General features: G+C 40.3%; 9 protein-coding genes. 3 read left to right on the plus strand and 6 right to left on the minus strand.

Translation table 11 applies throughout. The features are described 5' to 3' along the window. Nucleotides 1–76: 76 nt before the first annotated feature. From Q4557_RS12570 to sodB, 4 genes are all read right to left on the minus strand, one after another. Nucleotides 77–1,699 carry a SpoVR family protein gene (locus Q4557_RS12570; RefSeq protein ID WP_303413089.1) on the minus strand — a complete coding sequence of 541 codons (1,623 nt, stop codon included), beginning with the start codon at nucleotides 1,697–1,699 and terminating at the stop codon, nucleotides 77–79. Between the two features lie 9 nt (nucleotides 1,700–1,708). Beyond that, a complete protein-coding gene (locus Q4557_RS12575; protein ID WP_102437306.1) occupies nucleotides 1,709–2,980 on the minus strand; it encodes a YeaH/YhbH family protein in 1,272 nt (423 codons plus the stop codon). A gap of 70 nt (nucleotides 2,981–3,050) precedes the next feature. Beyond that, nucleotides 3,051–4,985: a PrkA family serine protein kinase gene (locus Q4557_RS12580; RefSeq protein ID WP_102437308.1), complete on the minus strand. Its 1,935-nt coding sequence runs from the start codon at nucleotides 4,983–4,985 to the stop codon at nucleotides 3,051–3,053. Nucleotides 4,986–5,301: 316 nt separating this feature from the next. After that, nucleotides 5,302–5,886, minus strand: a complete 585-nt coding sequence (sodB, locus tag Q4557_RS12585; RefSeq protein ID WP_102437310.1) for a superoxide dismutase [Fe] — start codon at nucleotides 5,884–5,886, stop codon at nucleotides 5,302–5,304. A 233-nt stretch (nucleotides 5,887–6,119) separates the two neighbouring features. Between sodB and grxD the strand changes: the two genes are divergently transcribed. Beyond that, nucleotides 6,120–6,461: a Grx4 family monothiol glutaredoxin gene (gene grxD, locus Q4557_RS12590; RefSeq protein WP_076537750.1), complete on the plus strand. Its 342-nt coding sequence runs from the start codon at nucleotides 6,120–6,122 to the stop codon at nucleotides 6,459–6,461. A gap of 158 nt (nucleotides 6,462–6,619) precedes the next feature. Here the strand turns inward: grxD and Q4557_RS12595 are convergent, their stop codons facing one another. Next, nucleotides 6,620–7,846, minus strand: a complete 1,227-nt coding sequence (locus tag Q4557_RS12595) for a uracil-xanthine permease family protein (RefSeq protein WP_102437312.1) — start codon at nucleotides 7,844–7,846, stop codon at nucleotides 6,620–6,622. A 186-nt stretch (nucleotides 7,847–8,032) separates the two neighbouring features. Here Q4557_RS12595 and Q4557_RS12600 point away from each other — a divergent pair, with 186 nt between their 5' ends. Together Q4557_RS12600 and hda are read left to right on the plus strand one after the other, a co-directional pair. Further along, complete coding sequence (locus Q4557_RS12600) at nucleotides 8,033–9,163, plus strand: DUF2066 domain-containing protein (protein ID WP_303413094.1); 1,131 nt, start codon at nucleotides 8,033–8,035, stop codon at nucleotides 9,161–9,163. A gap of 53 nt (nucleotides 9,164–9,216) precedes the next feature. Then, nucleotides 9,217–9,927, plus strand: coding sequence for a DnaA inactivator Hda (gene hda, locus Q4557_RS12605; RefSeq protein ID WP_076537757.1), 711 nt, complete (start codon nucleotides 9,217–9,219; stop codon nucleotides 9,925–9,927). 122 nt (nucleotides 9,928–10,049) lie between these two features. On the opposite strand, the gene Q4557_RS12610 is transcribed toward hda, so the two are convergent. Continuing rightward, nucleotides 10,050–11,999, minus strand: coding sequence for a hypothetical protein (locus Q4557_RS12610; protein ID WP_303413097.1), 1,950 nt, complete (start codon nucleotides 11,997–11,999; stop codon nucleotides 10,050–10,052). Nucleotides 12,000–12,123 lie beyond the last annotated feature (124 nt).

The raw sequence follows: 12,123 nt of genomic DNA on the forward strand, positions 1-12,123 counted from the left end.
TAATTAATACAGTAAAAAACCAACCGCGAGGTTGGTTTTTTTATGGCTTAAGTTTAATGGAACTCAATAGCAGTGATTACATGGTAGTCATCTTAGTTTCTGCTTTAGCTGGGGGGCATTGCGACAACTTAGTTACATTACCAGACTCTTCAAGTTGCTCAATGCTGACATCAAAGCCCCATAAACGGTGTAAATGCTTTAGCACTTCTTCGTGGCTGTGGCTCAGTGGAATACGTTTATTGGGGATGTAGCGTAATGTTAATGATCGATCACCATTAACTTTTACTTGTTGCACTTGGATATTTGGCTCTAGATTTGACAAGTTATATTGCTGTGATAATTTTTCTCTGATTAAGTGGTAACCACTATCATCATGAATAGCTGAAATAGATAAACGGTTACAACTATCATCATCTAAAACACTAAAGAGCTTAAAATCTCGCATAACTTTTGGCGACAGGTATTGGCTTATAAAGCTTTCGTCTTTAAAGTTTTCCATTGCAAATGTAACCGTCGTTAACCAGTCGCTTCCGGCTATCTCAGGAAACCAACGTTTGTCTTCTTCAGTAGGGTGCTCACATATACGCCTGATATCAACAAACATGTTAAAGCCCAAAGCATAGGGGTTTATGCCACTATAATGTGGGCTATTGTAAGCTGGCTGAGCGACCACAGCAGTATGACTTTGTAGAAACTCCAACATAAATCTATCTGTCACAGTGCCTTGATCAAACATATGATTCAAAATGGTGTAATGCCAAAAGGTGGCCCAACCTTCGTTCATTACTTGGGTTTGTTTTTGCGGATAAAAATATTGCGCCATTTTCCGCACAATTCGAACGATTTCACGTTGCCAAGGTTCAAGTAATGGGGCGTTCTTTTCGATAAAATATAAGATATTTTCCTGTGGTTCTTCAGGAAATTTAATTTCATTTTCCGGTTTTATGTTATCAGGGTTAACTGGTACGGTTCGCCACAGGTCGTTAACCTGACTCTGTAAGTAACTCTCACGGTCTTTTTGGCGCATTTTTTCTTCTTTAAACGATATTTCAGCAGGGCGTTTATAACGGTCAACACCATAATTCATTAATGCGTGACAAGAGTCGAGGGTTAGCTCAACTTGCTCAACACCGTAAGTTAATTCGCATTCTCGGATGTAGTTTTTAGCAAACACCAAGTAATCAATAATCGAGCTAGCATCGGTCCATGTTTTAAATAAGTAATTATTTTTAAAGAAACTATTATGGCCAAAACAGGCGTGAGCCATCACAAGGGCCTGCATGGTAATGGTATTTTCTTCCATTAGATAAGCAATACACGGATCGGAATTAATCACAATTTCGTAGGCTAATCCCATTTGACCGCGACGGTAACCTTGCTCCGTTTCAATAAAACGTTTGCCAAATGACCAATGGGTGTAACCAATAGGCATACCGATACCTGCATAGGCATCCATCATTTGTTCTGCGGTGATCACTTCAATTTGATTGGGATAACTTTCTAATTTGTAAAAAGCCGCTACTTTTTCAATTTCTGCCATGTAGGTTTCGAGTAGGTCAAAGGTCCAATCAGGGCCATCATCTAAAGGCTGTTTACCATGGGCTTTAGGCTGTGATTTTTCGGCAATATTGGCTGATTGTGCCGTGTTTTGTAGCTCTTCAATGCCAGCACTTTTGTCGTCAGTAGTCGGTTTTGTCATTGTGACTCCTTAGCTAGGCTGCTTTTTGAATAATTCACGGAACACTGGATAAATATCGTCTACTTCTTTGATGTGTTGTACGGCGATATTGCCAAATTGTGCTTGTAAGGTTTCATATTCACGCCAAAGCGTTTGATGCGCTCTACGGGTTATTTCGATGTAACTAAAATAGCGAGATACCGGTAATATTTTCTCAGCAAGGAGTTGCCTACAAGCTGGTGAGTCATCAGCCCAATTATCGCCATCAGAGGCTTGTGCGGCATAAATATTCCACTCATCAGCAGGGTAACGTTTTTGCTGAATTTCATGCATTAAATTTAAGGCACTAGAAACAATGGTACCGCCTGTTTCTTGTGAGTAGAAAAATTCATGTTCGTCTACTTCTTTTGCTTGGGTGTGATGCCGGATGTAGACCACTTCAAGATTTTTATAGGTCTGGGTTAAAAATAAATACAGTAAAATATAAAATCGTTTTGCCATATCTTTGGTGGCTTGATCCATTGAACCTGAAACATCCATTAGGCAAAACATGACTGCTTGGCTAGATGGTTTTTCACGTTTGGAAAAATTATTAAAACGTAAATCGAAACTGTCTATAAAAGGCACGCTATCGATACGCTTTTTAAGATCTTCAATTTGCTGTTTTAAATCCATGATCAACTCAGCTTGGGTGCCGGGGGTATTTTCAAGCTCGTGAAGCTGCTTAATAAGCTCGGCGAGTAATTTCTTTTTACCTGCAGTCATGGCAATGCGTCTAGCCAATGAAGATCGCAGTGAGCGGACAATATTGATATTGGCTGGTACGCCGACATTAGTGTAACCAGCGCGGTATGTTTCAAACTCAACCATTTGCTTGGCGTTAGTTTGCTGTAAATCCGGTAACGCCAAATCTTCAAATAACAGCTCTAAATATTCATCATTTGAGATTTCAAACAAGAATTCATCTTTACCTTCGCCGCTATTAGAGGCTTCACCTTCGCCACTACCTTGTCCGGCTGCGCCGCCTTTGGGGCGCTCAATTTGATCACCTTTATTAAACTGATCGTTACCTGGGTGGACACGCTCTCTCACACCGCCTTGTCCTTGATGAAATGTCGGTTCGCTGATGTCACGTGTTGGGATACTGATTTTCTCGCCTTTATCGATATCAGTAACACTTCTTCTGGTTACGGCTTCACTGACTGATTTTTTGATTTGCTTTTTGTAGCGTTCAATAAAACGTTGCCTGTTGACGGTACTTTTACCTTTTGCATTGAGGCGTCTATCAATAAAATTTGCCATACACAACTCCTAATGGACTTTGCCCTTAACGGTTTTTAGCGCATAAAGGTAAGGGCAAAGTTAGCAATACTTATGACGATTTACGTACCCTCAAGTACCACTCTGAAAGTAATCTGACTTGTTTTTGGGTATAGCCTTTTTCCATCATGCGATTGATAAAGTCATCGTGTTTACGTTGATCATCTGCTGAGGTTTTCGCGTTAAAAGAAATAACCGGTAATAAATCTTCGGTATTGGAGAACATTTTTTTCTCAATCACCACTCTGAGCTTTTCGTAACTGGTCCACAGTGGATTATTACCGTCATTATTGGCTCTAGCACGTAATACAAAGTTGACGATCTCATTACGAAAATCCTTAGGGTTACTGATACCAGCTGGTTTTTCGATTTTTTCTAATTCAGCATTTAGCGCTGAGCGGTCAAATAATTGGCCAGTTTCTGGATCTCTAAACTCCTGATCTTGAATCCAAAAGTCTGCATAAGTGACGTATCTATCAAAGATGTTCTGACCATATTCTGAATAAGACTCTAAGTATGCGGTTTGGATTTCTTTACCGATAAATTCAACATACTTAGGAATGAGATAACCTTTTAAAAACTCGAGGTACTTTTCACTTAACTCTGCAGGGAATTGTTCCTGTTCGATTTGCTTTTCAAGTACATAAAATAGATGTACTGGGTTTGCAGCAATTTCAGTATCGTCAAAGTTAAACACTCTAGATAATATCTTGAATGCAAAACGAGTTGATAACCCCTGCATTCCTTCATCGACACCGGCATAATCACGATACTCTTGGTACGACTTGGCTTTAGGGTCAGTATCTTTTAACGTTTCACCATTGTAGACGCGCATTTTGGAGTAAATAGAGGAGTTCTCAGGTACTTTTAAGCGTGACAGAATACTGAACTGAGCTAAAGTTTCTAGGGTGCCAGGGGCACAAGGCGCTTTGGATAGTTCTGAGTTTGACAGTAATTTTTGATAAATTTCCATCTCTTCAGAGACCCGTAAACAGTAGGGCACTTTTACGATGTAAACTCGGTCTAAAAATGCCTCATTGTTTTTATTATTTCTAAAAGTGGTCCACTCAGACTCATTGGAGTGAGCTAAAATCATACCGTTATATGGCAAGGCAGATAAGCCCTCTGTACCGTTGTAATTACCTTCTTGTGTGGCTGTAAGCAGTGGATGCAACACCTTAATTGGAGCCTTAAACATTTCCACAAACTCCATCACCCCTTGGTTCGCACGGCATAATGCGCCCGAGTAGGCATAAGCGTCAGCGTCATCTTGTGAAAAATGCTCTAACTGACGAATATCAACTTTACCCACCAATGCTGAAATATCTTGGTTATTCTCATCACCGGGTTCGGTTTTAGCGATAGCGGTTTGATCTAAGATCGAAGGGTAAACCTTAACTACTTTAAATTTAGTAATGTCCCCACCAAATTCATGTAAACGTTTTACTGCCCATGGTGACATGATGGTTTTAATATAACGTGGTGGAATCGCATACTCGTTAGTTAGCAGCTCAGCATCTTCATCGGGATCAAATAAGCATAAAGGGTGATCGTTAACGGGGCTGCGAACGCCATTGGCACTTAAGATGTAAATAGGCACCTTTTGCATTAAGGCTTTGAGTTTTTCTGCTAATGATGATTTACCACCACCTACTGGTCCTAACAGATAGAGGATTTGTTTTGATTCCTCTAGACCTTGGGCAGAATGTTTAAGGTAAGAGACAATTTGTTCAATGGACTCTTCCATGCCATAAAAATCAGTAAAGCTTGGATAGTAAGAAATTAATCTATTTGAAAAAATTCTACTGAGTTTAGGATCTTTTGAAGTATCGATGGTTTTAGATTCACCGATGGCCATTAACATCCGTTCGGCCGCCGACACATAAGCACTTCTGTCTTCCTTACAGATTTCAAGAAACTGCTGCAGTGAGTATTCTTCGTCTAGTTTTTGCTCATAACGTTGTTGGTAATGTTCGAATATGCCCATAAGAAACCCCTTTAAACTAAGGTGAAAGTACTTGAGTGACAGCGCATTTATGGTGTTAAGCCGATTTTAATTTAAACAAAATAGTAGTGCTTTTTAATGGCCGTTAGATAAAGTCTAGGTCAGGGATTTGAGATTAGCGAATAGGGAATTGTAAAAAATTCTAATAAAAACAAAGATAAAACGTTGCAAATGCAACTGTTGCAAATGTAGTTGGTCGGTTTGAGCAGTAACGATAAAACAGAAACACTAAACATGAACCAATAAAAAAGGAGCTAATTAGCTCCTTTTATTCATCTCATTGTAAACTTGTTAGCATTTAGCCAGCGAAGTTTGCGTTAACGAATTCCCAGTTAACTAATTCCCAGAAAGCAGCTAGGTAGTTAGGGCGAACGTTACGGTAATCGATGTAATAAGCGTGTTCCCAAACATCAACAGTCATCAATGGTGTTACTGACTCGTCAGTTAAAGGAGTCGCAGCATTGCTTGTGTTAACAATAGCCACAGAACCGTCAGCATTTTTAACTAACCAAGTCCAAGCACTACCAAAGTTGTTTACTGCAGAATCAGTAAATTTCGCTTTGAATTCTTCAAATGAGCCGAAAGCTGCATTAATTGCTTCAGCGATAGCACCCGTTGGAGCACCGCCAGCATTAGGCGCTAGACAGTTCCAGTAAAAAGTGTGGTTCCAAATCTGAGCTGCATTGTTGAATACGCCACCAGTTGAAGTTTTTACAACTTCTTCTAAGGTTTTGTTTTCAAATTCAGTACCTGCAACAAGACCATTAAGCTTAACAACATAAGTGTTGTGATGCTTACCGTAATGGAATTCGATAGTTTCTTCAGAAATATGTGGTACAAGTGCGTTCTTAGCATATGGTAATGCTGGTAATTCGAAAGCCATTAGTATCTCTCCATGGACTTAGGTTATCGTTTTATATACCTTTTGGTATGACATACTCACCCTGACATTGTACTTAAAATTTTTGTGATGTGAATCATTGTTTGATGAAATATGTCGATACAGTCAATCGAAAAAATCATTTTCTAACAAAACCCTACAAACTGTGGGATTTTGTTATGATGAAAGCTGGCGTACAATAGCCTTAGATTATTAAGTAGCACTTAGGAATAAAAATGGAAACAGTAGACAAAATTAAGCAGCAAATTAGTGAAAACCCTATCATTGTTTATATGAAAGGCTCTCCAAAATTACCAAGCTGTGGTTTTTCATCTCAAGTCGCGCAAGTGATGATCAACTGTGGTGAGCAGTTTGCTTTCGTAGACATTTTACAGCATCCAGATATCCGTGCTGAATTACCAAAATTCGCTAATTGGCCGACATTCCCACAGTTGTGGATTGAAGGTGAGCTTATCGGTGGTTGCGATATCATCACTGAGATGTACCAAAAAGGTGAGTTACAGCCAATGATCACCGCAACAGCTGATAAGTTCCGCACTGAAGAAGACGCTGAATAAGTCATTTTTTGTTGCGCCTGTAAGCGTTAGCTTCGAATTTTTCAAAGCTTAAACGCAAAGTAGATGAACTTTTAAAGTAAAAACCCTTAATTTGCTTAAATTAAGGGTTTTTTGTTGCCAATAATTTGTTGCCTACAATAGTAATATGGAATTAAAACTTAATCGGCTTGAGGCTCTTTTGGCATAGGTAAGACTAAATTCATTACAATCGCCACTAAGCCACATAGGCTAATGCCTGTCAGGCTAAACTCACCAATACCAAAAGCCATTCCCCCAATACCGAACACTAAAGTCACCCCAACAATGCTGAGATTACGTGGCTCATTTAAATCTACCTGATTTCTAATTAAGGTATTTAAGCCAACTGCGGCGATGGAGCCAAATAATAAACACATAATGCCGCCCATAACGGGTAACGGAATTGTTTGCATCAATGCGCCTAATTTACCAATAAACGCTAACGTGATTGCCGTGATAGCAGTCCAAGTCATTATTCGCGGGTCAAAGTTTTTTGTCAGTGTTACTGCGCCAGTGACTTCACTGTAGGTAGTGTTTGGTGGTCCGCCTAGTGCTGAGGCCGCAATGGTGGCCACGCCATCACCCGTTAACGTACGGTGTAGCCCAGGCTTTTTAAAGTAATCCTTACCTGTCACATTTGAAATCGCTAATAAGTCGCCAATATGCTCAACGGCTGGCGCTATGGCTACGGGGATCATAAACAGTATCGCTTGCCAGTGAAATTCAGGGGCAACAAATTTGGGAACAGAAAGCCAACTTGCCTGCGCAACTGGACTAAAATCAACAATACCGAACGCCAAGCTAAAGCCGTAACCCACCAAAATACCGGCAAGGATCGGCATTAGCTTAAGCACACCTTTGGCAAAAACGGCAATTAACACAGTGGTCGCTAATGACATTAGCGCGATAAATAGTGCAATTTCTTGTTCTACAATAACGCTACTACCGTCACCTGTTTTACCCAGCGCCATGTTAACGGCCATAGGCGCAAGGCCCAAACCGATAATGATAATGACAGGCCCAACAACAACCGGAGGTAAAAGCTTATGAATAAAGCCACTCCCTTTGACCTTGACCATCAAACCTAACAGCACATAAACGAAACCTGCCACCATGAGTCCACCCATTGTGGCGGGAATGCCCCATGTTTGTACCCCATACATAATTGGCGCTATAAACGCGAATGATGAGGCTAAAAAAATAGGCACTTGGCGCTTAGTGATGATTTGAAATAACAATGTGCCAAATCCGGCAGTGAATAGGGCGACACTTGTATCAAGCCCACTTAACAATGGCATTAATACTAAGGCACCAAATGCAACAAACAGCATTTGTGCGCCCTGTAAGGGTATGAACAAGCGTTTCATATAAATCCTATGTTTATTATAAATGAGAGTTTCGAATTTAAGATAAGTGAAATTGCTAATAATGTCTGTATTTTAGATCATCTTTAACAGCCTTTTGCTGCAAATTACAGCACTGTAATGTAATTTTAGAAGTAAAATTAATATGCTACACTTCGAACACTTTTCTTAGATTGCGTTTACTTTGCCATGTTAAAACTTTTAATTCAGTTCATTGTTATTGGTTGTGTGTTTGCCCTAAACAGCTTTGCTGTTATTGCTGCTGAAATCGCTTTACTCGATGAAGCTGATGTTGTGGTAACTTCTCGAGCCACAAATGAACGACAAGTTGCCTTAAAACAAGCGCTATCCACTGTATTTATAAAGAATTCGGGCTTAACTTCAGTGCTTGAACACCCATTGATTAAAAGTCATATTAACAAGCCTGAATCCTTACTGACTCAATACGGCTACAGCCAAGTGGATGATGAGTTAGTGTTAAAGGCAAACTTTGATCATAAACGTATTATTTCGACCCTTCGTGAAGCAGAATTACCAGTGTGGGGCCGCCAACGCCCATCAACTTTGTTATGGATGTCTATCGAAAATGCTGGCGATAGAGCTATTTTAGCGGATGCAGCTGAATCTGATATTAGAACGCAAATCGATTTAGATGCCAATAATAAAGGCATTCCAATCCTGTTACCTGTGATGGATTTAGACGATGTGATGCAAGTTAATGTCTCTGATGTACGAGGCATGTTTGCCGATGTGGTTGCCAATGCATCAAAACGCTACCAAGCGGACTATTTTGCCATGGCCGATATTGATCAAGTGGGCGGTTTTGTGCGCTTTAATGTAGCTTTATTTGATAAAGGCAATGCTAGCGGTGTTATGCAGCCTTTAATTAACCACCAAGCAGAAGTCGCGGATTACGAGCAAGCAACAGATGAAATCTTATCAAGGTTAGCGGGATATTTTGTTAGCCAATATGCCTTCGCTGACTCAGGAAACAGCGCCCAAACTAAGTTAACCTTAGTAGGGGTTCAAACTATGGCGCAATTAGTTGACATTGAAGCTTACTTAACCCAATTAAGTGCGATTAAGTCGGTGAGTTTAAGCCAGTTTAAAGCTGATACCGTTACTTACAACTTATCGTTATTTGGTGATGCCAGCGATTTAGAAAAATTACTGAGTATTAATAAAAGACTGACGCAAATTGATACTGTTAACACAGTGGTTCCACCCAATTTAAACGCTGGGCAAGAAAACAGTATCAATAATGTTGATCCTAATCTAGATTCTGAAACAACAGTGTCATTAATCTATCAATGGCATTAGATTGAGTGTGTTATACTAACTGTCGCTTGTATTAATTATTAGAGAATTTTTGAGTGACCCAAAACTCACCAAAACAATTATCGTTACCAGTTTATTTACCTGATGATGAAACATTTCAGAGTTATTACCCTGCAGTAGGTAACGATGAGTTAATCCAAAAGCTACAGGCTGCCGCTGAAGGCAGCCTTGCTTCTAGTTTGTATTTATATGGTCCGGTAAAGTCTGGCCGTACTCACTTAATGCACGCAGCTTGTGCGCACGCGAACGATTTAGAGCGCCGTACTTTATATATCCCACTTGGCATTCATGCCAGTATTTCTCCTGAGCTATTTGAAGGTATTGAGTCGTTACAACTAATTTGTATCGATGATATTGATGCCATTGCAGGACACCCAATATGGGAAGAGGCGCTGTTCCATTTATACAATCGTATTGAAGAGCAGCAAGATTGTCGCTTGATTGTAAGTGGCACCTCATCACCAACTGAAGCTGGTTTTGCATTACCTGATTTAATTTCACGGATGCAGTGGGGCTTGATATATCAATTACAACCCATGGCAGACGAAGAAAAGTTAGTGGCATTACAGCGGCGTGCAGCGATGCGTGGTTTGCAGCTTTCTGATGAGGTGGGGCGCTTTCTGTTAACTCGCATGGCTCGAGACTTACGTACCTTATTCGATGTGCTTGATAAGCTAGATAAAGCTTCTATGGTACATCAACGTAAATTGACGATTCCTTTCATTAAAGAAATGCTGCGATTGTAAGTGACAATTTTTTATAATTGAGTTTTACGCTTTTATGAAAGCTTACAATCTAAAATAAAAAACCACCGATTAAGGTGGTTTTTTATTGGTAGTCACAAAAAATTGGTTAATTTCTGATTTGGTTAACGCGAGGGTATAGGCATATCTCTGTGCTCACGACCCACTTGTATTGCAGGCCTATTATCTGATGTCACAGCGTTAGCGTCTGAACTGATGTTTGACATTGTGCTGGCTCTAGACATGTTTCTTGACAGGCTGGGTGATATATCGACATTATCAAACCAATCTTGGCCGGCAATCATGTTTATTGGCGCAGGTAAGCCATTTAATAACGATTCACCATCTACTTCAGGCATCATTTGATTAATAACAAATGCAGCTCGGGTTGAGAGTTCGTCTGCGCCAATGCGGCCTCGCTGCCCCCAATCTACGATTAAGTTATCGGTATCTGTGACTGCCACATCCCTTTGAATTTGATAACGATGACTCATAAAGGCTTCTTCAAACAACATTGCGGCGTCTTCACGAGTCGACGAGTAGTTATAAAAATCATTAGCATAATCGGTCAAAAAGAAGCTAGTGACATCACTAGGTACATAGGCTTTTTGAGTTGCGTCAGCGGTTTCACCTAAAAAGCTGACGGCGGCTAAACCATACATTTCAGCGCTGGTTAATGGCTCAATATTCTGCAATTGATCAGATACCAGTGAATTGCTATTTGCTCTACGATAGAAGTCATCAATTAAAGTCGGGCCTTGTAACTGGCTATGGGTCGAACGCGGGAAAAAGTCATTAGCGTGAGCTAATTCGTGATACATCAAACTGGCTAAGCGCGGTGTAAGATCTGCAATAGTGCGCGATTGACGGATTGCCCGATCATAACTAATAGATACATAGTCATTATTTTTCACATAACGCCACGGCATAATAAATTTTAAATCGTTACCAAAGTCACTACGATAATCAGGTGCTTCATTGATGGTGTCTCTTTCCGTCGGGCTTAACCACAAATACTCAGGGTCGAGGTAAATAGCGCCCGTAGCCACCCAGTAAAATGATGGTCTAATATCATAGCTAATGACAACCGCGCTTACTGATTGTAATAACTTGATAAAATCACTGTTAGGATCCGATTGAGTTAAAAATTGCTCAAAGTTTCGGCCCATCCAGTCATGGGAAACAACCACTCTATCCATGACATCTGCAATGGTTTCTGAGTCTAGTTGTTGGCCAATTAACGGTAAGTCATTTAGCTGGCAAGTTTGGTTTAATTGATTAGAGTAAACACACCGCTGCGCGTTAATTGCATAAGGTGATGCACTGTTATAGGCATAGGTTTTAGCGATGGGGCTATCAAAGTAGGGCGAGGTGATGGCGTTTTGTTTCGTCACTAATACAAAGACTTCATCGGTTAAGGTTTCACCGGCAAAGTCTGCGGTCACTTTAAGGCCAACAAAGGTATCTTCTGCAATATTATCTGGTGCGGTAAATAGTGGCCTTTCTGCATTGGTTAAATCAAGGCTAATTTGTTGGTCTGAAAAATAACACCATTGTATGTTAGATGGCACTTGGTTGTTGATCTGACCAAGGCGCAGGCTGACATCATTACCTGCAACAACTTGATGATCGCTATAGACATTTAACTGTTGCGACATTTGCGCAGCACTGATGGAAATTTTGTCGCTGTAAGAAATTTGGCCACTGGTTGCCTCGACAGTGAAGCTATAGTCTGCAGCTTCAGGAATATAAAATGCCAGCACTGGGCTGTTTTCTGAGCTGATATCTAATGCGGGTCCTGCAGTTTGTTGCCAGTTAAACTGGTAGTCGTTGCTGTTTTGGTTACTGACCCCAACAGTAATACTGGCGGATTGATTGACGTAATATTGCTGTTCAACATTAAAATTCAATTCTGTGCCATTATTAACGGTTGTTAAACCGGAGCTGGTTTCGCAGACATTGATGGGCAATGTGGTTTCAGGGTCTCCTGGCGAAGATGAGTCAGAGCTACCGCCACAGGCTGACAGAAAAGTCACTGAGGCGAGTATAGCTGTAATAGCCATGTTATTTTTCATACACAATCTCCGTTGCTTTTGCATTTTAATCTAAAAATGTTATCAAAAATCAATATAGCATGGAGTCTTGCTTGCAAAAAGAGCGGTGAAACTATTTGGTAACCTTTTCTTTACTTGTTACTTA

It is taken from the genome of Shewanella sp. 5_MG-2023 (assembly GCF_030547465.1).
GTDB lineage: Bacteria > Pseudomonadota > Gammaproteobacteria > Enterobacterales > Shewanellaceae > Shewanella.

Bases quoted from the DNA above. Each gene is read 5' to 3' on its own strand.
- Q4557_RS12570 (WP_303413089.1), bottom strand. From the start codon at position 1,699: ATGACAAAACCGACTACTGACGACAAAAGTGCTGGCATTGAAGAGCTA.
- Q4557_RS12575 (WP_102437306.1), bottom strand. From the start codon at position 2,980: ATGGCAAATTTTATTGATAGACGCCTCAATGCAAAAGGTAAAAGTACC.
- Q4557_RS12580 (WP_102437308.1), bottom strand. From the start codon at position 4,985: ATGGGCATATTCGAACATTACCAACAACGTTATGAGCAAAAACTAGAC.
- sodB (WP_102437310.1), bottom strand. From the start codon at position 5,886: ATGGCTTTCGAATTACCAGCATTACCATATGCTAAGAACGCACTTGTA.
- grxD (WP_076537750.1), top strand. From the start codon at position 6,120: ATGGAAACAGTAGACAAAATTAAGCAGCAAATTAGTGAAAACCCTATC.
- Q4557_RS12595 (WP_102437312.1), bottom strand. From the start codon at position 7,846: ATGAAACGCTTGTTCATACCCTTACAGGGCGCACAAATGCTGTTTGTT.
- Q4557_RS12600 (WP_303413094.1), top strand. From the start codon at position 8,033: ATGTTAAAACTTTTAATTCAGTTCATTGTTATTGGTTGTGTGTTTGCC.
- Q4557_RS12610 (WP_303413097.1), bottom strand. From the start codon at position 11,999: ATGAAAAATAACATGGCTATTACAGCTATACTCGCCTCAGTGACTTTT.